At 37.1% G+C, this 22835-nt stretch carries 34 protein-coding genes; 6 read left to right on the forward strand and 28 right to left on the reverse strand.

Annotated features, from left to right (window positions below; all coding sequences use genetic code 11):
- The first annotated feature begins 15 nt into the window (after positions 1-15).
- On the forward strand, positions 16-1884 hold the full coding sequence (locus CS842_RS03620; protein WP_103328026.1) for an LTA synthase family protein: 1869 nt from the start codon (positions 16-18) through the stop codon (positions 1882-1884).
- Positions 1885-1948: 64 nt separating this feature from the next.
- Here the strand turns inward: CS842_RS03620 and CS842_RS03625 are convergent, their stop codons facing one another.
- The gene (locus CS842_RS03625) at positions 1949-4588 is read right to left on the reverse strand and encodes a valine--tRNA ligase (RefSeq protein ID WP_103327518.1); all 2640 of its coding nucleotides are present in this window, start codon (positions 4586-4588) and stop codon (positions 1949-1951) included.
- A 106-nt stretch (positions 4589-4694) separates the two neighbouring features.
- On the opposite strand from CS842_RS03625, the gene CS842_RS03630 reads away from it, so the two are divergent.
- Complete coding sequence (locus tag CS842_RS03630; protein ID WP_103327519.1) at positions 4695-5063, forward strand: DUF1573 domain-containing protein; 369 nt, start codon at positions 4695-4697, stop codon at positions 5061-5063.
- A 43-nt stretch (positions 5064-5106) separates the two neighbouring features.
- Here the strand turns inward: CS842_RS03630 and CS842_RS03635 are convergent, their stop codons facing one another.
- Genes CS842_RS03635 through CS842_RS03645 form a run of 3 tightly spaced genes read right to left on the reverse strand, consistent with a single transcriptional unit; the run spans position 5107 to position 6170 of the window.
- Positions 5107-5517: a hypothetical protein gene (locus tag CS842_RS03635; RefSeq protein WP_103327520.1), complete on the reverse strand. Its 411-nt coding sequence runs from the start codon at positions 5515-5517 to the stop codon at positions 5107-5109.
- A 4-nt stretch (positions 5518-5521) separates the two neighbouring features.
- Positions 5522-5857, reverse strand: coding sequence for a hypothetical protein (locus CS842_RS03640; RefSeq protein WP_103327521.1), 336 nt, complete (start codon positions 5855-5857; stop codon positions 5522-5524).
- Positions 5858-5897: 40 nt separating this feature from the next.
- Positions 5898-6170, reverse strand: coding sequence for a YtxH domain-containing protein (locus CS842_RS03645; protein ID WP_103327522.1), 273 nt, complete (start codon positions 6168-6170; stop codon positions 5898-5900).
- A 137-nt stretch (positions 6171-6307) separates the two neighbouring features.
- On the opposite strand from CS842_RS03645, the gene CS842_RS03650 reads away from it, so the two are divergent.
- The 4 genes from CS842_RS03650 to CS842_RS03665 are packed head-to-tail and all read left to right on the forward strand — an operon-like array spanning position 6308 to position 10430.
- Positions 6308-7513: a pyridoxal phosphate-dependent aminotransferase gene (locus CS842_RS03650; RefSeq protein ID WP_103327523.1), complete on the forward strand. Its 1206-nt coding sequence runs from the start codon at positions 6308-6310 to the stop codon at positions 7511-7513.
- The gene (murB, locus tag CS842_RS03655) at positions 7510-8529 is read left to right on the forward strand and encodes a UDP-N-acetylmuramate dehydrogenase (protein WP_103327524.1); all 1020 of its coding nucleotides are present in this window, start codon (positions 7510-7512) and stop codon (positions 8527-8529) included. The genes CS842_RS03650 and murB overlap by 4 nt, the downstream gene beginning before the upstream one ends.
- A 28-nt stretch (positions 8530-8557) precedes the next feature.
- The gene (gene lpxK, locus CS842_RS03660) at positions 8558-9613 is read left to right on the forward strand and encodes a tetraacyldisaccharide 4'-kinase (RefSeq protein WP_195909861.1); all 1056 of its coding nucleotides are present in this window, start codon (positions 8558-8560) and stop codon (positions 9611-9613) included.
- On the forward strand, positions 9576-10430 hold the full coding sequence (locus tag CS842_RS03665) for a purine-nucleoside phosphorylase (RefSeq protein ID WP_103327526.1): 855 nt from the start codon (positions 9576-9578) through the stop codon (positions 10428-10430). Before lpxK ends, CS842_RS03665 begins: the two co-directional genes overlap by 38 nt.
- Positions 10431-10499: 69 nt before the next feature.
- Here the strand turns inward: CS842_RS03665 and CS842_RS03670 are convergent, their stop codons facing one another.
- The 24 genes from CS842_RS03670 to rpsC form a co-directional block, all read right to left on the reverse strand.
- Positions 10500-10703, reverse strand: a complete 204-nt coding sequence (locus CS842_RS03670; protein WP_103327527.1) for a hypothetical protein — start codon at positions 10701-10703, stop codon at positions 10500-10502.
- Between the two features lie 299 nt (positions 10704-11002).
- Positions 11003-12301, reverse strand: a complete 1299-nt coding sequence (gene eno / locus CS842_RS03675; RefSeq protein WP_103327528.1) for a phosphopyruvate hydratase — start codon at positions 12299-12301, stop codon at positions 11003-11005.
- A gap of 80 nt (positions 12302-12381) precedes the next feature.
- Positions 12382-12918, reverse strand: coding sequence for a 50S ribosomal protein L17 (gene rplQ, locus CS842_RS03680; protein ID WP_103327529.1), 537 nt, complete (start codon positions 12916-12918; stop codon positions 12382-12384).
- A gap of 10 nt (positions 12919-12928) precedes the next feature.
- Positions 12929-13921 (reverse strand): DNA-directed RNA polymerase subunit alpha, encoded by a 993-nt coding sequence (locus CS842_RS03685; protein WP_103327530.1) that lies wholly within the window; start codon positions 13919-13921, stop codon positions 12929-12931.
- 27 nt (positions 13922-13948) lie between these two features.
- Positions 13949-14557, reverse strand: a complete 609-nt coding sequence (gene rpsD / locus CS842_RS03690; RefSeq protein ID WP_103327531.1) for a 30S ribosomal protein S4 — start codon at positions 14555-14557, stop codon at positions 13949-13951.
- Between the two features lie 26 nt (positions 14558-14583).
- Positions 14584-14967, reverse strand: coding sequence for a 30S ribosomal protein S11 (rpsK, locus tag CS842_RS03695; RefSeq protein ID WP_103327532.1), 384 nt, complete (start codon positions 14965-14967; stop codon positions 14584-14586).
- A 22-nt stretch (positions 14968-14989) separates the two neighbouring features.
- Complete coding sequence (gene rpsM / locus CS842_RS03700; protein WP_103327533.1) at positions 14990-15367, reverse strand: 30S ribosomal protein S13; 378 nt, start codon at positions 15365-15367, stop codon at positions 14990-14992.
- A gap of 3 nt (positions 15368-15370) precedes the next feature.
- Entirely contained in the window at positions 15371-15487 is a 117-nt protein-coding gene (rpmJ, locus tag CS842_RS03705) for a 50S ribosomal protein L36 (protein WP_103327534.1), read from the reverse strand.
- Positions 15488-15497: 10 nt separating this feature from the next.
- Entirely contained in the window at positions 15498-15737 is a 240-nt protein-coding gene (infA, locus tag CS842_RS03710) for a translation initiation factor IF-1 (RefSeq protein WP_103327535.1), read from the reverse strand.
- A gap of 9 nt (positions 15738-15746) precedes the next feature.
- The gene (secY, locus tag CS842_RS03715) at positions 15747-17126 is read right to left on the reverse strand and encodes a preprotein translocase subunit SecY (protein WP_103327536.1); all 1380 of its coding nucleotides are present in this window, start codon (positions 17124-17126) and stop codon (positions 15747-15749) included.
- Positions 17127-17138: 12 nt separating this feature from the next.
- Complete coding sequence (gene rplO / locus CS842_RS03720) at positions 17139-17588, reverse strand: 50S ribosomal protein L15 (RefSeq protein WP_103327537.1); 450 nt, start codon at positions 17586-17588, stop codon at positions 17139-17141.
- A gap of 5 nt (positions 17589-17593) precedes the next feature.
- A complete protein-coding gene (gene rpmD / locus CS842_RS03725) occupies positions 17594-17785 on the reverse strand; it encodes a 50S ribosomal protein L30 (protein ID WP_103327538.1) in 192 nt (63 codons plus the stop codon).
- A 3-nt stretch (positions 17786-17788) separates the two neighbouring features.
- Complete coding sequence (gene rpsE / locus CS842_RS03730; RefSeq protein ID WP_410468505.1) at positions 17789-18313, reverse strand: 30S ribosomal protein S5; 525 nt, start codon at positions 18311-18313, stop codon at positions 17789-17791.
- 18 nt (positions 18314-18331) lie between these two features.
- Complete coding sequence (gene rplR / locus CS842_RS03735) at positions 18332-18682, reverse strand: 50S ribosomal protein L18 (protein WP_103327540.1); 351 nt, start codon at positions 18680-18682, stop codon at positions 18332-18334.
- A gap of 10 nt (positions 18683-18692) precedes the next feature.
- Positions 18693-19241 carry a 50S ribosomal protein L6 gene (gene rplF, locus CS842_RS03740; protein WP_103327541.1) on the reverse strand — a complete coding sequence of 183 codons (549 nt, stop codon included), beginning with the start codon at positions 19239-19241 and terminating at the stop codon, positions 18693-18695.
- Between the two features lie 10 nt (positions 19242-19251).
- Positions 19252-19653, reverse strand: a complete 402-nt coding sequence (rpsH, locus tag CS842_RS03745) for a 30S ribosomal protein S8 (protein ID WP_103327542.1) — start codon at positions 19651-19653, stop codon at positions 19252-19254.
- Positions 19654-19675: 22 nt separating this feature from the next.
- Complete coding sequence (gene rpsN, locus CS842_RS03750) at positions 19676-19945, reverse strand: 30S ribosomal protein S14 (RefSeq protein WP_103327543.1); 270 nt, start codon at positions 19943-19945, stop codon at positions 19676-19678.
- Positions 19946-19948: 3 nt separating this feature from the next.
- A complete protein-coding gene (gene rplE / locus CS842_RS03755) occupies positions 19949-20497 on the reverse strand; it encodes a 50S ribosomal protein L5 (protein ID WP_103327544.1) in 549 nt (182 codons plus the stop codon).
- 14 nt (positions 20498-20511) lie between these two features.
- Complete coding sequence (gene rplX, locus CS842_RS03760; protein ID WP_410468504.1) at positions 20512-20823, reverse strand: 50S ribosomal protein L24; 312 nt, start codon at positions 20821-20823, stop codon at positions 20512-20514.
- A 12-nt stretch (positions 20824-20835) separates the two neighbouring features.
- Positions 20836-21204 (reverse strand): 50S ribosomal protein L14, encoded by a 369-nt coding sequence (gene rplN / locus CS842_RS03765; protein WP_103327545.1) that lies wholly within the window; start codon positions 21202-21204, stop codon positions 20836-20838.
- Between the two features lie 4 nt (positions 21205-21208).
- Positions 21209-21463 (reverse strand): 30S ribosomal protein S17, encoded by a 255-nt coding sequence (gene rpsQ / locus CS842_RS03770; protein WP_103327546.1) that lies wholly within the window; start codon positions 21461-21463, stop codon positions 21209-21211.
- A gap of 10 nt (positions 21464-21473) precedes the next feature.
- Positions 21474-21674, reverse strand: coding sequence for a 50S ribosomal protein L29 (gene rpmC / locus CS842_RS03775; protein WP_103327547.1), 201 nt, complete (start codon positions 21672-21674; stop codon positions 21474-21476).
- An 11-nt stretch (positions 21675-21685) separates the two neighbouring features.
- Positions 21686-22108 carry a 50S ribosomal protein L16 gene (rplP, locus tag CS842_RS03780; RefSeq protein ID WP_103327548.1) on the reverse strand — a complete coding sequence of 141 codons (423 nt, stop codon included), beginning with the start codon at positions 22106-22108 and terminating at the stop codon, positions 21686-21688.
- Between the two features lie 11 nt (positions 22109-22119).
- Positions 22120-22830 carry a 30S ribosomal protein S3 gene (gene rpsC / locus CS842_RS03785; protein ID WP_103327549.1) on the reverse strand — a complete coding sequence of 237 codons (711 nt, stop codon included), beginning with the start codon at positions 22828-22830 and terminating at the stop codon, positions 22120-22122.
- Positions 22831-22835: the final 5 nt, after the last annotated feature.

The following is a 22835-nucleotide window of genomic DNA, read 5'->3' on the forward strand; positions in this document are numbered from 1 at the left end:
AGATTTTTATTACTGATGCTTCTTTACAGTTTATGTCGCATCGGTTTTTATCTATATAATATTCGATTGTTTCAAAATACTACTCTTGAAGGATTAGCCCGTATTCTGCTAGGAGGGATGAAATTTGACCTTAGCGGGCTGCTTTATCTTAATTTACTCTATATATTTTTGCAAATCATTCCTTTAAAAATCAGATTTCGTAAAGGATATCAGAAGTTTTGTAAGTATTTATTTATCATTACCAATGCACTTGGACTTGCTGCTAACCTGATCGATTTTACTTATTATCCCTACACTTTAAGAAGAACTACTGTCAGTGTATTCTCCGAATTCAGACATGAAACCAACAAAGTGGCCTTATTTTTAAATTTTTTAAAAGATTTCTTTCCTATTTTTATAGTGTTTGCCTTTCTGGTTTTTTTGCTGATTTTTCTTTATGGAAAATTTTATATAGGTAAACCTAAAATAAAAAATCCGATAATCTATTACCTAAAGGAAAGCGTGATAATGGGGATTATCGGATTTTTAGTAATTATAGGTATACGTGGCAGTATAGGACATAGCTCACGTCCTATTACCATAAGCAATGCCGGAGAATTCGTGAAAAACCCCGAAGAAACCGCCATAGCGCTCAATACACCTTTTTCTATTATACGAACCCTTAAAGTAAAGCCTTTTCATAAAGTTTATTACTTTAATGAAAGTGAGTTAAAAGAAATTTATAATGTAGAGCGATATCCCCGTCCTTTTAAAGCTTTCGAGAAAGAAAATGTCATATTTATAATTTTAGAGAGTTTCGGGAGAGGGCATATAGGAGCGTTAAATAAAGATTTACAGAACGGTCAATACAAAGGATTTACGCCCTTTCTAGATTCGCTTATGAGCGAGAGTCTCGTAATGTTAGATGGCCTGGCCAACGGACGTAGATCTCTTGAAGCGCCCCCCTCAATAATCGCGAGCATCCCGGGAACGATTGAACCTTTTGTTCTTTCGTTTTATTCAAATAATACTTTTGATAGTCTTGGCAAAATTTTGTCAAAGAAAGGCTACCACACCTCTTTTTTTCATGGAGCTCCCAATGGATCTATGGGATTTTCTTCTTTTGCCAATATGGCAGAAATACAACACTATTACGGAAAAACCGAATACAATAATGATAAGGATTTTGATGGAGCATGGGGCATATGGGATGAAGAATTTTTTCAGTTTTTTGCAGATCAGCTAAATGGTTTTCAACAACCTTTTTTCAGCACTATCTTTTCAATGAGCTCACATCATCCTTTTAAAATTCCCAAACGCTATCAAGGAAAATTCCCTGAAGGACCTCTTCCTTTACAAAAATGCATTGCGTATACCGATTATGCACTGAAGCGATTTTTTGAAAAAGCCTCAAAAACCCCCTGGTTTAAAAATACACTTTTTGTGATTACTGCAGATCATTACTCCGAAACACATTTAAAGGAATATCAAAATGCAGCCGGTAGGTTTGCTGTACCTATACTCTTTTATCGCCCTGGAAATTCATTGAAAGGAGTGATCAAAACGCCTGTTCAGCAGATTGATATAATGCCAAGTGTGCTAGATTTGCTCAACTACGATCAGCCTTATTTGGCCTTTGGAGAAAGTATTTTCAAAAAATCTCCCAATAAGTTTGTTGTAAATTACCTCAACGGGAATTACCAGGTTTTTTATGACCAGTACCTCTTGCTATTCAACGGAAATAAATCTACAGGTTTATATGATAGAAAGAATGATGCGCAACTATTGAAAAACATCCTGGATCAAAAACCCGAAATTCAAAAAAAGATAGAAAGTATGGCCAAAGCCTTTATTCAGCAATACAATAATCGTTTAATAGAAAATAGACTTTTAATTAATAAGTGATATATTTGTAAATGGTAGATAATTTATAATTTTCGGATTTATTAATACAATCCTCATAAACTATTTAATGTAAAGCATTCAGTTCCTGAAGGCGCTCTTGCAGTGCCTTTATTTTTGTCATCGTATCGGACTCTTTTTTGTACTCTAAATCTACTATCTTTTTTGGAGCCTTAGAGGTAAATCGTTTATTGGAGAGTTTTTTTCGTGCAGCGTCCAAAAAATTCTGTTGATATTCAAGGGACTTTTTCAGGTTATCAGATTCCTCAGCTTTATTGACTTTTCCTTTGAAGAAAACAAAATACTCTTGTGTGCCGATGAAAAAAGAAAATTGATATCCAAGAGGTTTTTCCCGGGTATAAACAATTTGAGAGAGTTGTACCAGTTTGCAGATTATCGGATCGAACTTGGATTTCTCATCTTTAAAGTCAGTAAAAACTGAAAGCAAATTTTTTGAAGAGAGTTTATGATGTTTTCTCAAAGCGCGCAATTCTTTGACAAGAGAGACCATGTGATCAAAATCTTGCAGGATTTTATGATCAAAATTCATTCTCCTGGGCCATGAACTGATGATAAGCGCTTCGCTTTTGGATCGAGCATTGATCTTTTGCCAAATCTCTTCACTGATAAAAGGCATATAGGGATGAAGCAATCTCAGTAAATTCTCAAAAAATAGCAATGTCTTTGAATAAAGAAATTCAGAAATACCCATTCCTGATGAAGGCTTTATAATTTCCAAATACCAGGAGCAGAAATCATTCCAAATGAGTTTATAAATAAGCTTCAAAGCCTCAGAAATCTTATATGTTTCAAAACATTCCTCCACTTGCACGAGAGATTGATGAAAGCGATTTTCAAACCATTTCACAGTCAGATTTTCTGAATCTGAAAGCAGAACTTTCGGAGCTGACTCCCAGCTTTTGATCAAACGAAAAACATTCCAAATTTTATTAGCAAAATTCCTGCCTTGCAAGCAGAGGTCTTCATTAAAAATAAGGTCATTTCCAGCCTGTGCGCTAAGTAACAGACCTACACGAACGCCGTCAGTACCATATTTATCCATTAAGGCGATCGGGTCAGGTGAATTGCCCAGAGATTTAGACATTTTTGTGCGTTGATGATCTCGGACAATACCTGTGAAATAAACATTTTCAAAGGGTTTCTGATCTCGAAAAGCATAGCCAGCCATGACCATGCGCGCTACCCAAAAAAATAAAATATCAGGAGCAGTCACCAAGTCCTTTGTTGGGTAATAATATTTGATATCTGAATTCTCCGGATGAGAGATGCCGTCAAATACGGAAATAGGCCAGATCCAGGAGGAAAACCAAGTATCGAGCACATCCTCTTCTTGTTTAAGATCATCTAAAGACAAATCTGTACAAGCGGCTTTTTGGCGAGCCAGTAGTAAGGCTTCTTCTTGGGTTTCAGCTACGACATAGTCCTCTGGGTTTGATCCGAAATAATATACCGGAATGCGATGTCCCCACCATAGTTGACGCGAAATATTCCAGTCGCGTATATTTTCCATCCAATGGTAGTAAGTATTTTCGAACTTTTTAGGGTAAAAATGAACGGCTCCGCTTTTTAACGCTTCGATCGCTTGCTGAGCCATGGTTTGGGTACGTAAAAACCACTGCATAGAGCGACGAGGCTCAACAACGGCTCCCGTGCGCTCAGATAGGCCCAGTTTATGAGTTAATGGATCTATCTTAATTAAAGCGCCTTTTTCTTGTAATTCCTTTAGAATTTCTTTGCGAACCTCAAAACGATCTTTTCCTTGATAATGAATCCCATTTTGATTCAAGGTACCATCATCATTAAAAATATCTATAAATCCCAGCTGGTGTTTTCTGGCGAAAAGCTCATCGTTGATATTGTGAGCCGGCGTGATTTTAAGGCAACCGCTTCCAAATTCCCTGTCTACATAGTCATCTTCCACAATCGGTATCATACGTTCGGTAACGGGCACCAAGACCTGCTTGCCTTTCAAATGGACATAACGCGCATCCTTCGGGTGTATGGCAACGGCTGTATCACCAAATAAGGTTTCAGGACGTGTAGTGGCAATTACCAAGTGATCCTGAGTTTCTGCAACAGGGTATTTGATGTAATAAAGCACTCCTGGACACTCTTTGTAAAGAACTTCTTCATCAGAAAGAGTAGTTTTTGCCTCAGGATCCCAATGGACCATTCGATGGTCTCTGTAAATAAGTCCACGTCGATATAAATCTATAAAACAGCGAATTACCGATATCGAAAGTGTTTCATCCATTGTAAAACATGTGCGCTTCCAGTCACAAGAGCAGCCTAGTTTCTTAAGTTGCTCGAGAATAACACCACCATGTTTGTGTGTCCATCCCCAGGCACGCCCTAAAAAAGCTTCTCGTCCGAGTTGACTTTTCGATATTTTTTCTTCTTTAAGCTGCGCCACAACTTTTGCTTCAGTGGCGATAGAGGCATGATCTGTTCCGGGCACCCAACAAACATTATAACCTCGCATACGAGCGCGTCGCACAAGCACATCTTGCAAGGTGTTATTAAGCATATGACCCATGTGAAGCACACCGGTGACATTAGGTGGTGGAATCACTACGGTATAAGAAGGTCTCAAATCAGGAACCGAATGAAAGTAATCGCCTTCAAGCCAATAGTTATATATCTTATTTTCTATATTCTTGGGAAGGTAACGAGTTGATAATTTCATAATTCTCTGGAAAACATTTATAAGTAACCTTTTCATGAAAGGCTGGGTCAAATTTAGCATTTAAGTATATTTCGCTACATTTATTTGCTGAAAAAAATAGAAGATCATGAAAAAGAGTTTGATTGTAGTGGTGCTAAGTATTTTTGGATGGTATGAAAGCCATGCCCAGCGTATTGAATTCAAAAATGAAACCCTCCATTACGGGAGAATAAAAATGGGAAGTAATGGTGAGCGTGTATTTAAGTTTAAAAATAGCGGAGATAAACCGCTTATCTTATCAAATGTATCGGCTTCTTGTGGATGTACTACACCCAAGTGGTCCACGAATCCTGTTTTACCTAAAGAATCAGGAAAAATAAACGTAGTTTATGATACGCAACGTATAGGACCCTTTAAAAAAAGCGTTACCATATTTTCCAATGCCATTAATACGCAAAGAAAAATAATCTATGTTGAAGGTGAGGTGGTCAAATAAATCCCTTCATTTATAGAGAATAAAAAAGCCTTTAAAGGTTTTTTTATTCTAAAATTTCAGCATCTACATCTTCTATATCCTTATCTGATTCATACTTCCACCAATTTCTGACTTTTACAAAACCAAAAACTAAAGTAGCTACCAAAAAGACCCGAAAGATGAGTTTAGGAAGTCTGCTTAAGGTTTTAAAAAGAAATTTAGCTCTGCTAAATAACACGTTTTCAGTGAACAGAAGATTTCTTATAAGACTAAAAAGAAAACCTAAATTAAGATGGGAAGAATAACTAAAGTTAAAAGGCAGACCTTTACATGTTAATGTATTTTTCGAATGATCAGAAATATCTCTTATGGAGATCACCCTAGAGGGTGATTTTTTAGAGGATTTTTCTTCCTTACGGATAGACCTGATCATCTTTTTTAAATCTTTATAATTTTTAATCTTGTCGTCTTGCATAAAGCTATTTTTCTTTCCCGAAATTTAGATTTTTAGATACCATACGTGTTAAAAAATTCTTTAAAAACCCGTTGAACCAATAGGTGTGAGAGGCAAAAAATACGATTACTATGATAGTATAAAACAGAGCGACTATACCAAAACCCAAAGTGTAGCTGTTATAGTAATGTGAAATCCAAAGGGCAAAAGCGACGCTTACAAAAAAAAGAATCATAAACAAAAGAACAGCAAAAAGAAAACCCGCTAAAACAATAGCCGAAAAAGAAATTGCCAGATCTATAAATCTATATCTGGCCAAAGATAGTTTTCTGGATAAATAACTTCTGAGATTTCCAAACATGTTTAAGTGTTTAGATTAAATTTTATCCTCATAGGATGATTTAAGTTCCAAGTTCATCTTCTATGCGATCTACTTTATCAGCGGCGCTGTTTTTAGCCCTTACCCATTTGGTTTCAAGCTCTGACTTTACATTTTGGGCTTTTCTGCTCAGATTTTTAGTGACATCTCCGAGCATATTTTTAAGTTCTTCGGCTTTTCTGCCCATTTTTTTACGAACTTCAGATCCTTTTTCAGGAGCCAGCATTATTCCAGCCGCCCATCCTAAGAGTACCCCTACAATAAAAGAGCCCAATGAATTTCCGTTTTTACTCATAACAGTGAATATTTAGTTTTAAAAAACTATCTTTTTTTTGACTCTTAAAAAAATTAAAGAGTATTTTAATACTACTTATTCTCCAAATATACAAACAAAATCCATAGCTTTAGGGGGGACTTAAATTTCTCAATATTATGCCAAAAATTTCTAAAAAGGGGGTATATCTTCCTTCATCCCCTATAAGGAAACTCAGTTCTTTTGCGGACATGACCAAAAAAAAAGGTATTAAAATTTACCACCTTAATATCGGACAACCGGATATTCCCACACCTTATCACGCTATTGAATCTTTAAAAAATACATCTATTGAAACTTTAGCTTACGGCCCTTCCGAGGGCTTTGAAAACTACCGTAAAAAGCTGGTAAAATACTATGAAAAATGTAATATTTTTCTCTCACCAAATGACTTGATCATCACCACGGGCGCCTCTGAAAGCCTTGCTTTCACAATGGCAAGTATAGCTGATACAGATGATGAAATCATCATACCAGAGCCTTTTTATGCCAATTATAAGACATTTGCACAAGTCTACGGTATTAAAATTATACCAATTTTATCATCTATCGAAAATCATTTTATGCTTCCGCCCATCAGTGCCTTTGAGGAAAAGATCAGCGTAAATACCAAAGGTATCCTTATTTGCAATCCGAACAATCCTACCGGTGCTCTTTATACTGAGAGAGACCTGCATGCTTTAAAAGGACTAGTAAAAAAACACGATCTCTTTCTCATTTCTGATGAAGCCTACCGGGAGTTCGTTTACCAAGATAAACAGGCGCCTTCTTTGCTTTCTATTGCAGATCTAGATCAACATGCCATCATGATAGATTCAGTTTCCAAGCGTTATAGTATGTGCGGAGCGCGTATTGGATGTATAGGATCAAAAAATAAAGTGTTCATGGAGAGTGTTTTAAAATTGGCTCAGGCGCGTTTGTGTCCTCCTACACTTGAGCAGTTCGCTGCCGAGGCGGCATTGGATACTCCTGATCAATATTTCGAAAGTATTCGGGCAGAATATAAGCAAAGACGCGATACCTTAATCGAAGGTCTTTTGAAGATGAAAGGGGTGGTATGTCCTCAACCTGAGGGCGCTTTTTACTGTATGGCAGAATTTCCTATTGAAGATACAGATCACTTTGCACGTTGGTTGCTGGAGGATTTTCACCATAAAAAAGAAACGGTCATGGTAGCTCCGGCAAGCGGCTTTTATAACCATGGTGCATTAGGTAAAAAACAAATCCGGCTGGCTTACGTGCTAAAATCGCAAGAACTAAAAAGGGCTACTGAGATACTAAATTCCGCCCTGGAAAGTTATCTCGGAAATACCTTCGAATTATGAAAATCTTAAAGGATTTTTCATTACAATCATTGAATACCTTCGGTGTGGAAGCCAAGACAAAATATTTTGTCAATATACAAACACGAGAAGAATTTTCAGAATTGTTCTTAAATGAGAAACTCCATAGTCTGCCGCTACTTATCTTAGGAGGAGGGAGCAATATTCTTTTCAGAAAGAATTATTTTGAAGGTCTTATAATAAAAGTTAGCCTTAAAGGAATTGAGATAGTTAACGAAGATCAAACAAGAGCAATACTAGAAGTTGCAGCCGGAGAAAACTGGAACGAACTGGTAGATTATACCTTAGAAAAATCATGGAGTGGACTAGAAAACCTCTCTTTGATTCCAGGAAGTGTGGGGGGAGCGCCCATACAAAATATCGGCGCTTATGGAGTGGAAATTAAAGAGGTGATAGAAGAACTCGAAGCTTGTGAAATCGCCACAGGCAAAAGAATATATTTCTCTGCAGAAAATTGTCAATTTGGCTACCGCGATTCATTTTTCAAAAATGAGGGCAAAGATCGTTTTATCATACTATCAGTGCGTTTTAGTCTATCGAAAGGAAACAGGATAAACCTTTCTTATGGTGCGCTACGACAAGAGCTACAACAGATGAATATACTGCAGCCTGATCTAAAAGAAATAAGCCGAGCGGTGATTCGTTTACGCACAAGAAAACTTCCCGATCCCAAAATAAAAGGCAATGGGGGGAGTTTTTTCAAAAACCCTGTAATCAAAAAGGAAGTATATGAAGTATTAAAAAAGAAATATCCGGAAATCGTGGGATATACTATTTCAAAAAATCATATAAAACTCGCCGCCGGTTGGCTCATTGAAAAAGCAGGTTGGAAAGGCAGGAAGATTGGACGTGCAGGTGTGCATCCCTCGCAAGCTTTGGTACTGATCAATAGCGGAGGAGCCACAGGGGAAGAAATTTATGGACTTTCAGAGTACATTATCAAAGATATTCGTGATCTCTTTGGAATTACTCTTGAGCGCGAGGTACGTATCATATGACATTAAATCTAATCCCATACTTAAACAAATGAAATCTTATCGATATCTTCTTCAAGCGATTTCTTATCTCTATGGAGGGAGCACGCGTTTAAGAAATTATCTTTATGATCATAAATGGCTATCTTCTGCTCCTTTCCCCCTTCCGGTTATATGCATAGGGAATCTCAGCAGCGGAGGTACAGGTAAAACTCCACATACAGAATATTTAATTCGGCTTTTTAAGGATACTTATAAAGTCGCGACACTTAGCAGAGGATATGGTCGAAAGACCAAAGGATTTATATTGGCAGATGAGTATTCTACGGCTAAAAACATTGGAGATGAGCCTTTACAATATTTTAAAAAGTTTGGACATCAAATCAGTGTAGCTGTCGACGAAGATCGCGTGCACGGCATAAAAGAATTATGCATAAGGAACAACATTGAAATAGTATTATTAGATGATGCTTTTCAACATAGACGCATCCAAGCAGGCTTAAATATACTATTAACGGGCTTTTACCATCTTTATTCTGAGGATACTCTCTTGCCAATGGGCCGTTTACGTGAAGATAAAAGTCAGGCAAAACGCGCGCATATCATTATCATCACTAAATGTCCCGATACACTTGATGAATCTTTACAAAAAGAGATTATTAACAAATTAAAACCTGAAAAAAAACAAGAGGTTTTTTTTTCCTTTATCCAATATGCCAAATATCTGAGAGATTATTATGAAAATGAAGTACCTCTTTCAACATTGCAAAAAAAACAAGTGTTACTCATCACAGGTATTGAGCAATCTGAGCCGCTTGTAAAATTTCTAAAGAAAAAATGCAGCCAACTTATCCATCTTTCCTATCCTGATCATTATAAATTTCGAACAAAAGACTATTCAGAAATTAATCTGATTTTTAAAGATTTAGCCGGAGAAAAATGCTTTCTAACAACAGAAAAAGATTATATGCGCATAAGAGATATCAACTCGTGGGCTAAGTGTATATTTTATATTCCTATTTTTACCAGAATAAATAGAAAAAATACTTTCGATCAAAAAATTATAGATTATGTCAGATCAACTACGAGAGTTGGAAAAATATTATGAACACATAGACGAGACCGTTGATTATATAAGGAAAACCGTAAGAGAAATCCCCGAATTCGGAATCGTTTTAGGATCAGGCCTGGGAAAACTGGCTTGCGAAATAAATAACCCTATCACTATTTCTTACGATAAGATCCCTAACTTTCCACAAACTACTATAGAGGGGCACTCCGGTAAATTGATCTTTGGAGAAATAGAAGGTAAAAAGGTGCTGACGCTCTCTGGCCGTTTTCATTATTATGAGGGCCATAACATGTCTAAAGTAGTTTATCCGATTAGGATATTCAGAAAACTTGGTATAAAAAAACTAATTTTATCGAATGCCTCTGGAGGGGTAAATCCAAATTTTAAGGTGGGCGATATTATGTTGATCAGAGATCACATCAACATGATGATGCAAAACCCTCTAATAGGACCTAATATCGATAAACACGGACCACGTTTTGTTGATATGCATGAACCTTACGATTTAGAAATGCTTGAAAAAGCAGAAGAGATTGCAAGAGAGCAAAATATTATAATTCATAAGGGAGTATATGTAGCTTTGCAAGGTCCAACTTTTGAAACGCCGGCCGAGTACGGAATGATCCGATATATAGGCGGAGACGCTGTAGGTATGAGTACCGTCCCTGAAGTAATCGCCGCAAAGCACATGGATATGCGCGTTCTTGCGCTTTCGATAATTACAGACTTAGGCGGTCCGGATATCAGTTCAGCTGTCAGCCATAAAGAAGTGCTGGAAGCTGTAGACAAAGCTATGCCTCAGGTAATACTCATCGTAAAAGAGTTAATCAAGCTTACTGATGATTACAATTAAGCTTTTGACTTACTATTTATATAATTATCCGGAACTAGCAAAATTGGAATTTGACTTTCTTTTATCACACTATGATAGACACTCCCTACCAGGGCTTGATATAGAGTATACCATGTCCATGTGATCCGATGATGATAAGGTCAATATTTTTTCCATAACCACTTCGAGAATAAAATCCGATGGAATGTCTTCTTTTAATATTCCCTCACATTCTATGCCTGCATTTTTGATCTTTTCTACCATCCTTAAAAGTTGCTTTTTTCGCTCTTTCATAATCTTATCATCGCTCTCTCATTAGATAAATATTGAAATCCAACGTCCGGAACTATATAAGCAGGCTTTAGGGGTGCTACGTAAATCACATAAGTATTTGCTTTCATAATATGTAGATATTCTATGGAATAGATCAATTATTTTTCCGGGAAAATCAGATAAATCTATAGATATCAATACATTTTTCATTTCTCATATTTTATTTGTTCTCAAATTTTATTTGATAGTATAAACATAATTTTTTAAACCCTAATAAAAAAATCCCAGACAAAGTCTGGGATTTAAGAAGTATAAAAATACTATTTGTTTATACGTCCTTTAAAGGACTCCCATTGAGGATAGCAGGCCGCCTCGGCAAGTTGTTCTTCGATACGCAAGAGTTGGTTATATTTAGCCATTCGGTCCGAACGAGAAGCCGAACCAGTTTTAATCTGTCCGGTATTGAATGCTACAGAAAGATCTGCGATAATATGATCTTCCGTCTCGCCTGAGCGATGAGACATAACCGCGGTATATCCAGCATGTTGAGCTTTTTTGATAGCTGCTATGGTTTCAGTAAGCGTACCTATTTGATTAACTTTTACAAGAATAGAATTAGCTACACCTTTTTTTATGCCTTTTTCGAGAAATTTTGTATTGGTAACAAAAAGATCATCTCCTACCAATTGTACTTTTGAGCCGATCTTCTCTGTAAGTATTTTCCATCCTTTCCAATCATTCTGATCCATACCATCTTCAATAGATTGTATAGGATATTTATCACATAAAGCAGCCAAATATTCAGTCTGCTCTTCTGAAGATCGCTTAGCGCCTTTACTTCCCTCAAAGCAAGTGTAATCATATACGCCGTTTTTATAAAACTCAGATGAAGCGCAATCAAGTGCCAACATGATCTGATTCTTAGGTTGATATCCCGATTGTTCAATAGCTTTCAAAATAGTATCTAACGCATCTTCAGTTCCTTCAAAATCAGGCGCAAAGCCACCTTCGTCACCTACAGCGGTACTTAACTTTCTGTCATGTAATATTTTTTTAAGCTGATGAAAAATTTCTGTTCCTGCTTTTAATGCTTTAGAAAAGCTATCAAATTTCACAGGCATAATCATGAATTCCTGAAAAGCAATAGGCGCATCGGAATGTGCACCTCCATTGACAATATTCATCATTGGCAATGGTATGGTACAAGCATTTACACCTCCTAAATATCTATAGAGCGGTAAACCCACACTAGATGCAGCAGCTTGTGCAGCAGCTAAAGAAACACCCAGCAATGCATTTGCACCCAATTTGCTTTTATTGGGTGTGCCATCAAGATCAATCATGCGTCGATCCAGGGAAAACTGATCGAATACACAATGACCAACAAGCTCATTGGTCAATACTCCATTAACATTTCTCACTGCTTTCAACACACCCTTTCCACAATAGTCTTTTCCACCATCACGTAATTCTACCGCTTCATGTTCACCCGTGGAAGCTCCTGAAGGAACCGCCGCTCTTCCCACAATTCCCTCATCGGTAATAAGGTCGACTTCAATGGTAGGATTGCCTCTTGAATCAAAAATTTGTCTTGCATGAATGGTCTTTATAGTGCTCATTTTTAAAGTATTTTTAAATTAAAAAAGGACAGAACTATTTAAAGTCTATCCCTTTATTTTATCTTATTTGAAGTACAAAATCATTCGCCTTCAGGGGATGTTTTGTGAGTGAGTTCTTTAATATGGTTCTCTGAAGGAAGAACTTTTAGTTTATCCTCAGAAGATGATGCCTGGACTGAAGATTCCATCGCATTTTTTGAGGTTCTACGACGACGAGTTGCCTTCTTTTTATATTTCTCAATATTGTAGATTTCATTGAAATCTACTAGTTCTATTAAAGCTTTTTCTGCGCCATCTCCTAGCCGAGAGCCAGTTTTGATAATACGAGTGTAGCCTCCAGGTCGCTCTGTAATTTTAGGAGCTATCTTTATGAAAAGCTCTGAAATAACTGACTTGTCCTGAAGACAGGAAAAAACCATGCGACGGAAATGAGTGCTGTTAGTTTTGCTTTTTGTAAGAATAGGCTCTATGAAACGTTGAAGTGCCTTGGCCTTAGCTAAAGTAGTATTGATTCTTTTTTGTTCATTAATGATAAGGGAGCATGCCATATTAGATAACATAGCTTTGCGATGTGCTGCTGTTCTCTTAAGGTGATTTATTTTTCTTCCGTGTCTCATTGTAGTGGATTTACTCTTTATCTAATTTATATTTTGAAAGCTCCATGCCAAGTTGTAAACTTTTCACTTCTAAAAGTTCGTTAATCTCATTCATGGTCTTAATTCCAAAATTTCTGACTTTCTTCAAATCATTTTCAGTTTTGCTAACGAGTTGACCAAGTGTAATGATTTCAGAAGACTTCAGACAATTCTGCGCTCTTACCGAAAGTCCAAGATCTGCCAAATTTGAATTAAGCAGTTGTCTCATATGCAATGCTTCTTCATCGTAATCTTCTGTTTTTTTCTGCTCATTACTCTCTAGAGCAATGCGCTCATCTGTAAAAAGAGCCAAATGCTGAATTAAAATATTTGAAGCTTCTGTAAGCGCATCCTTGGGATGGATAGATCCGTCTGTTTTGATTTCCAAAGAAAGCTTTTCATAATCGGTTTTTTGCTCGAGACGGTAGTTTTCTACAGTGTATTTAACATTTTTTATTGGCGTATATATGGCGTCAATAGCAATGGTACCCATAGGAGCTTCAGATTTTTTATTTTCTTCAGCAGGAACATAACCCCTTCCTCTATCAATAACAAAGGTAATTGTAAAAGGAGTTAACTTTTCTTTATTGCAAATAACTAGCTCAGGATTCAGGATCTGAAATCCTGAAATAAATTTTCCAAGATCACCAGCTGTGATTCGTTCTTGCTCTTTAAAAGAAGCGTTTACTACTTCCCCTTCGCTGTTTTCAATTTGCCTTTTAAAGCGAATTTTTTTGCAGTTTAATATAATTTCAGTGATATCTTCTACTATCCCTTTTATCGTGGAGAATTCATGATCTACCCCTCCAATTTTGACCGAGCTGATCGCAAAACCTTCCAAAGAAGAAAGAAGAATACGCCTGAGACCATTCCCTACGGTAATCCCAAAGCCTGGCTCTAAAGGCCTAAACTCGAAAGTCCCCTCACAAGCCGTAGCTCTTTTCATTATTACTTTTTCAGGCTGTACAAAATTTAAAATCGCCATATTATAGGATATCTGATTCTTTTTTAATTATTTGGAATACCATTCAACGATGAGCTGCTCATTAATATTTTCGGGAATATGTACTCTATCGGGTACAGATTGGAAGGTTCCACTGAGTTTTTCCTCATTCCAAACCAACCACTCAACTATGGACCTCCTGGAAGAGTTCAAAGCAGTTTGAATTGCCGGATGATTTTTTGATTTTTCGCGAATCATCACTATATCTCCAGGCTTTAGCAAATAAGAAGGAATATTCACCTTACGCTCATTTACAGTTAAATGCCCATGAGATACCAATTGACGCGCACCAGATCGAGAAGTAGAAAGACCTAGCCTGTAAACTACATTATCCAGACGCATCTCAAATAACTGCAATAAAACCTCGCCAGTATTGCCTTTAACTCTCAAAGCATTTTCAAACATTTTTCTACACTGACGCTCTAAAACACCATAGGTGTATTTTAGTTTTTGTTTCTCAGCAAGCTGAATACCATATTCCGAACGTTTGCCACGTCTTCGGCTATTGCCATGCTGACCAGGGGTATATTTCCGGCGTTCGAAATATTTATCTTCACCGAAGATGGCTTCTCCAAATTTACGTGCAATTTTGGTTTTAGGTCCTGTATATCTTGCCATGAAGTATATCTTTTATAATATTAAAATTAAGCCCTCCTACGTTTAGGTGGACGACAGCCATTATGTGGTAAAGGAGTACGATCAGTAATGCTAACTACTGAAATAACTTTACTCAGGGAACGAATCGCAGATTCCCTGCCAATACCGCAACCATTGATGATAACATCTACTTTTCTAAGGCCTGCGTTGAATCCTTCTTCCGCAACCTTTTCTGCAGTGCGTTGGGCGGCATAAGGCGTGTTTTTCTTGGATCCCTTAAAACCCATTTGTCCTGCAGAACACGAACATATGGCATCGCCTTTGTTATTCGTCAAGGTAATGATGATATTGTTAAAAGAGGAACTTATATGTGCCTGACCCATAAAATCAACTTCAACTTTTCGTTTTTTCGTCGCTGTCGTTTTTGCCATGTTTTTTTACTTATCTATGATTTTACTTAGTAGCTTTTTTCTTATTTGCCACTGTCTTTTTTCTGCCTTTCCTAGTACGTGCGTTATTCTTAGTTTTTTGCCCTCTAAGTGGTAATCCAACCCTATGACGAATACCCCTGTAGCAACCTATATCCATCAGACGCTTGATATTAAGTTGATATTCTGAGCGGAGTTCTCCTTCGGTTTTTATGTTTTCAAGAATAGCTTTACGTATATTATTGATCTCTTCATCAGTCCAGTCGCTTACTTTCTTATCCTGAATTACACCAGCTTGTGAAAGCACCTTTGCGGCTGTACTTTTTCCCATTCCATATATATAAGTGAGCCCTATAACACCTCTTTTATTTTTCGGCAGATCTACGCCTGAAATTCTTGCCATATATTATGCCTGTCTTTGTTTAAACTTAGGATTTTTTTTGTCAATGACAAACAGACGTCCTTTACGTCTGACGATCTTGGAGTCCGTGCCTCTCTTTTTTAAAGATGTTCTTACCTTCATTGTAATATACTTAATATCTATAAACTACTCTGCCTTGATTCCAATCATAAGGGGAGATCTCCGTACGGACTTTATCTCCTGGAAGGATTTTAATATAATTTTTTCTGATTTTTCCGGATATATGCGCATTGATAATGTGTCCGTTTTCCAGCTCGGCACGAAATCTCGCGTTAGGCAAAGCCTCGATAATTATAGCATCTTTCTCTATAAAACCTTGTTTTTTTTTATTCTCTATTTGCTTTTTAGACATAATTTAAATTCATTTTTTAATGGCTCTTTTACCTTGCATTAGACCGTCGTAATGGCGATTGAGCAAATAAGCGTTGATTTGCTGAGCTGTATCAAGTACTACTCCAACAATAATCAGCAATGAAGTTCCTCCATAGAAAAGTGCAAAACCTTGAGTTACTCCAAATTTTATCGTAACAGAAGGAAGAATAGCTATAATAGCCAATAAAATTGATCCAGGAAGTGTAATTCTGGATAGAATATTATCCAGAAAATCAGCTGTATCTTTTCCAGGCTTTATTTTTGGAATATGTGCTTCGTTTCTCTTTAGATCATCCGCCATTTGATTTACAGGAATAGTAATTGCCGTATAAAAAAATGTAAACAATATAATAAGAGTGGCAAATACAAGATTATACCAAAAACCATAAATATCTTCAAAAACTTTCCCAAACGTTTGTAATTTTTCATTTCCAACGTAGGTAAGTAAACCTGCAGGCAATAACATGATAGCCTGTGCAAATATAATTGGCATTACTCCTGCTGCCGTAACTTTCAGAGGGATATACTGACGAGCTGATTGTTTAACAGATCTGATATAATTACTAGTATTTCCTTGTGTGTGACGTACATATTGTAGAGGAACCTTTCTAACCGCTTGAATAATCAATATGGAAAATAAAATGACGAGCAGCCAGACCATGGATTCGAGAAACAAAAAAATCAAACCACCATTTCCTACTTCCAGACGATTACGTATCTCCATAATTATAGACTCGGGAAAGCGCGCTATAATACCTGCCATAATGATCAATGAAATACCATTGCCTATTCCCTTATCGGTAATTTTCTCCCCAAGCCATAAAGAAAACAAAGTACCTACAGTTAACAATAAAACAGATATTGCCCAAAAAAGAACTCGTCCACCTGAAGTGGTAATATCCAGCAAATAAGCCTGAGGAACAGAAGAGAAGGGCAAAAATTTTGTAGTGAGCATGGTAAGATAAGCAGGTGCCTGAACCATACATATTCCAATGGTCAACCAGCGAGTAATACGATTTATCTGTTTGCGACCACTTTCTCCTTCTTTCTGGATTTTTTGCAAATAAGGCAAGGCAAGGCACATAAGCTGTACGACAATAGAAGCGGAAATATAAGGCATAATACCAAGCGCCAGAATGGAGGCACGATTAAAAGCACCTCCTGTAAAAGAGGAAAGAATTTGCATGAGACCTTTTGCGCCAGGATTCACCTTGTCTATGAAATTACTGATCTCTTGAGGGTCGATTCCCGCTAAAGGCACATAAGCGCCAAAACGATAAACCAACAGAAGAAAAAGCGTAATACTTATTTTTCGCCGCAGCTCTTCTGTCTTCCAGATATTTTTAATTGTATTTAAAAATTGGTTCATCAAAAAGAACTTTTACAGGGAAATGATTTCGCCACCTGCTTTTTGTATCGCTTTCGTAGCAGCTTTACTAAATTTATGAGCTGAAATCTTCAGTTTTGAGGTTAATTTACCACGACCCAAAATCTTAACTAAATCATTATTAGATACCAAGCCGGATTTTTGGAGAATTTCTAAATTCACCTCATTCTGAATTTTACCTTTTTCTGCTAAAGCTTGTAAAACGTCGATATTAACACTGGTATAAGATTTTCGATGAATATTTTTGAAGCCGAATTTAGGAACGCGACGTTGTAAGGGCATTTGACCACCTTCAAATCCTAATTTCGCGGAATTTCCCGAACGAGATTTCGCGCCTTTATGCCCTCTGGTTGAAGTACCCCCTTTGCCAGAAGCTTGCCCCCTGCCGAGGCGTTTTCGATTTTGTACAGAACCAACTGCAGGCTTTAGATTTTCTAATCTCATTTTTTTCAAATTTCCTCTACTTGCACAAGATGCTTTATTTTACGTATCATCCCAAGTATTTGTGGAGTAGGTATATGCTCAACTTGATGATTAATTCTTCTCAATCCTAAAGCCTTAAGCGTTAATTTTTGCTTTCTAGGACATTTGATTATACTTTTTAATTGCCTAATGTTAATCTTAGCAGAGGTCTTATTCATGATCTAACCTTTAAAAATTTTCTGCATACTTATACCTCTTTCCTTGGCCACACTCTTTAAATCACGCATACTTAAGAGAGCCTTAAAGGTTGCCTTGACCACATTATGAGCATTTGAAGAGCCTTTAGACTTGGAAAGCACATTACGAATACCAGCTACCTCCAAAACAGCACGTACAGCGCCTCCTGCAATCACACCAGTACCTTGAGAGGCGGGTCTCATAAACACACAGGCACCTGAATAACGTGCCTCTTGCTCATGTGGAATACTTCCATTGAAGGTAGGTATTCTGAGGAGTTTTTTTTTAGCGTCTTCTTCCGCTTTTGAGATGGCTTCAGAAAGATCTTTTGATTTTCCAGATCCATACCCGACTACCCCTGTTTCATTTCCAACCACTACAAGAGCTCGATAACTAAAATCTCTCCCTCCTTTGGTAACTTTAACTACTCTATCCACACCAATGAGCTTGGAAATTTTTTTTTCCAGCGCAGTAGGCTTAACTTTTTCTATATTTTTATACCTCAACATAATTTATTCGTAATACGCTCAGAACTCCAATCCCGCTTCTCTGGCCGCCTCAGCTAAAGCCTTTATTCTACCATGATAAAGGTAACCATTACGATCAAAGATTACACGCTTTATCCCTGCTTTGGAAGCTTTTTCACCTAGTTTTTTACCCACTAATGTAGCTTTTTCAGACTTATTTGCTTTTATCTTTAAATCCTTCTCCTCACTCGCAGATGAAATAAGCGTAAGACCATTAGCATCATCAATCACTTGAGCAAAAATTCCTTTATTACTTCTGTATACTGATAATCGTGGTCTCTCAGGGGTGCCAAAAATTTTCTTTCGCACACTTTGTTTGATCTTCTTTCTTCTTTTGCTTTTTACATTCATTTTGATGGATTTAAGCGGATTTTCCTGCTTTCCTTCGTATATATTCTCCTACGTATCTTACACCTTTACCTTTATAAGGCTCAGGCTTTCTAAAAGAACGAATCTTTGCAGCGACCATGCCGATCAATTGCTTGTCATAAGATCTAAGAATGATCAAAGGATTTTTTCCTTTCTCAGCTTTGGTTTCAAGTTTAATTTCTAAAGGCAATTCCATCACAATGTTATGAGAAAATCCCAAAGTCATTTCCAGAATCTGGCCCTGAGCAGTAGCCCTGTATCCCACACCTACTAACTCTAACTCTTTAGTAAATCCCTGATTTACTCCTATAATCATGTTATTAATAAGCGATCGGTAAAGACCATGCATAGCCTTATCTTGTTTACTCTCAGAAACTCTCTTGAGCAAAATCTGGTCCTGATTCAATTCCAAATTGATCCTTGGAGATAATTGTTGAGACAATTCTCCCAAGGGTCCTTTAATTCTTACTATATCATCTTTCAAATCCACAACGACTCCCGGATGTGGTATAGGAACAGGTAATTTTCCGATTCTTGACATAAATCAATTTTTAATATACATGACAAACAACTTCACCACCAATGTTTTTTTCACGAGCCTGTTTATCTGTCATCACCCCTTGAGAGGTGGAAATAATTGCAATTCCCAGACCATTCAAAATACGTGGTAAAGTATCAGCTGAGCTGTATTTTCTTAAGCCAGGCCTGCTTAAACGCTTGATAGATTTGATAATCGGTTTACGTGTTCTACGGTCATACTTCAAAGCGATTTTAATTCTTCCCTGAGGAAAATCAGTTTCCTCAAATTTGTAACATAAAATATACCCCTGATCAAATAGTATTTTAGTGATTTCTTTTTTAAATCTTGAAGAAGGAATATCTACTACACGATGACCAGCGCTTGAAGCGTTGCGGATACGTGTCAAAAAATCAGCTATAGTGTCTGTATACATAGTTATAAAATTGTAAAAAAGCTTACCAGCTAGATTTTTTCAAACCAGGGATTAAACCAAAACTTACGAGCTCTCTGAAAGAAACACGAGAAATACCAAATCGTCGTATATATCCTCTTGGACGTCCCGTAAGCTTACAACGATTGTGTAAACGAACAGGTGAGGAATTTTTAGGAAGCTTTTGGAGCGATTCATAATCGCCCGCTTCCTTAAGTTGGTTGCGCTTTTTAGCGTATTTTTTACATAATTCTTGGCGCTTCTTCTCACGCGCCTTCATAGATTCTTTAGCCATGTATCAATTCTTTTTAAAAGGCAACCCGAGATGCCTCAGCAATGAAAGCGCTTCTTTATCACTCTTGGACGAGGTAACAAAAGTAATGTCCATTCCAGAAATTTTCTTAATCTTATCAATGGAGATCTCTGGAAATATAATTTGCTCTGAAATCCCCATGTTATAATTACCACGGCCATCAAAACCTTTGGGATTAATTCCGTTGAAATCCCGAACCCTTGGCAAAGCTGCCGTGATTAGACGATCGAGGAATTCAAACATTATATCTCTTCGCAAAGTCACTTTAACACCGATAGGCATGTCCTTGCGTAATTTAAAACCAGCCTCATCACGTTTAGAAAGACAAGGTACCGCTTTTTGACCGGAAATAGCGCTCATTTCCTGAATAGCATATTCTACAATTTTTTTATCAGCTACAGCAGAACCAAGGCCCTGACTTAATACAATTTTTTTAAGTCGAGGAATTTGCATGGAAGAAGAATATTTAAACTCTTCTATTAAAGCCGGCACTTTATCCTTATATAAATTTTTTATTCTCGGCGAGTAAACCATCTTTTTTATTTTTCTTATGACAATACTTTTCCGGAGCGTTTAGCTATACGGAACTTTTTGCCTTCTTTTATCTGAAAACCTATACGTGTGGGCCTACTACTATCTGGATCCAGAATAGCAATTTTTGATAAATCAATCGGAGTCTCCTTTTCGAGGATCCCACCCTGGGGATTTTGAGCATTAGGTTTGGTATGTTTTTTAATGAGGTTGACTCCTTTTACAAAAGCCTTATTTTTTTTAGGTAAAACACTAACCACTTCACCCTTCGATCCTTTATAGTTTCCACTTAAAACTATCACCTGGTCTCCTTTTTTTATCTTTATCATGATATCAAATAATTAAAGTACCTCAGGTGCGAGTGAAATGATTTTCATGTACTCCTTATCTCTAAGCTCTCTAGGAACAGGACCAAAAATACGAGTACCTCTGACCTCTCCTGTAGCACTGATGAGGACACAAGCATTGTCATCAAACGATATATAGGAGCCATCTTTACGTCGGATTTGTTTTTTAGTACGTACAACAACTGCCTTAGATACCTGTCCTTTCTTAACGTTCCCTGAAGGAATCGCCTCTTTCACAGTTACTACTATTTGATCACCTACCGAAGCATAGCGTTTTCTGGTACCACCAAGTATGCGGATGAGCAGCACCTCTCGGGCACCTGTATTATCTGCCACTTTAAGTCTAGATTCTTGCTGTAACATATTTCTATTTTGCTCTTTCTATTATCTCAACCAATCTCCAACGCTTGCTTTTGCTCAAGGGACGTGTTTCCATCAACTTAACAATATCACCTTCATTGCAGCTGTTTTGCTCATCATGTGCTGCATATTTTTTTCTTCTCGATACAGCCTTTCCATAGGAAGGATGCTTAACTCGCTTATTTTCCGTTACTATAATGGTTTTATCCATCTTATTACTTGTAACAATACCTGTTTTTTCTTTTCTTAAAGTCCTTTTCATAAAAACATAATCATTGAGCGGCTTCTTCTAATTTTTGCTGAAGTACAGTAGATATACGAGCTATAAGCCTTCTGTTATTTCTAAGTTTTATTGGATTTTGCAATGAAGAGACTTTGTGGCTAAATTTTGCACGTTCGTATTCAGTGGTCTGATTTTTCAATTTTTGTCTAATTTCTTCTATCGATAGATTCCTTATATCAGTTATTTTCATTCTATAAAAAATCAATTTTTTAAAAAATCATTTGCCACGACAAACCTTGTTTTCACAGGTAATTTTTGAGCAGCAAGACGCAATGCTTCTTTAGCCACTTCTAAAGACACTTCACTGAGTTCAAAAAGAATTCGACCGGGCTTTACAGGGGCTGCCCAAAATTCCACCGCTCCTTTACCTTTTCCCATACGCACTTCTTGAGGTTTTCTGGTAAGAGGTTTATCAGGATAAATATTAATCCATAATTGCCCTTCTCTTTTCATATAACGCGTGGCGGCGACACGCGCCGCCTCAATTTGACGAGCTGTTATAAAACTTGACTTTAGAGTTTTTATACCGAAGGTACCGAAAGAAAGACTATAACCTCTGGTAGCATTTCCTTTCATACGCCCTTTCTGCTGCTTTCTATATTTGGTTTTTTTAGGCTGTAACATGAGTTATACAATTATTTTCTCCTTTTTTCCAGCATAGGCCTTATTGGAGACTTTTGCTTTTTTTGCAAACCTAGTAGCGGAGATAATTCTCTTCGTTTTTGATATATTTCTCCCTTCATAATCCAAACTTTAACACCAATCACACCGTAAGTGGTATGTGCCTCAGCTACTGAATAATCTATGTCAGCGCGAAGCGTAGAAAGAGGAATACGACCTTCTTTGTAAGACTCATTACGAGCCATTTCTGCACCATTCAAGCGGCCAGCTATTTGTATCTTTATACCCTCAGCATCCATACGTCTGGCGTCAGAAATAGCCACCCGAATAGCTTTCTTGTAAGACACCCGATTAGATATTTGATGAGCGATATCTTTTGCTACCAGACGTGGATCTAAAGCAGCATGGCGTATTTCAAATATATTGATCTGAACCTCTTTATCAGTAACTTTCTTAAGTTCTTCCTTTAGCTTATCTACTTCCTGGCCTCCTTTTCCAATAATAACGCCAGGGCGAGCTGTTGTAATGGTAACAGTAATTAACTTTAAAGTACGTTCTATGTAAATTCGAGATACACTAGCCTTTGAAAGGCGCGCTTCAATATACCTGCGCACTTGGTGGTCTTCCAAGATTCTATCGCCATAATTTTTACCTCCATACCAATTGGAATCCCAGCCTCTTACTATACCAAGACGATTGGCAATCGGATTTGTTTTCTGTCCCATATATA

This window comes from Bacteroidetes bacterium endosymbiont of Geopemphigus sp. (genome assembly GCF_002904345.1).
In the GTDB taxonomy this organism is placed as follows: domain Bacteria; phylum Bacteroidota; class Bacteroidia; order Flavobacteriales; family Blattabacteriaceae; genus GSPS2-BC2016.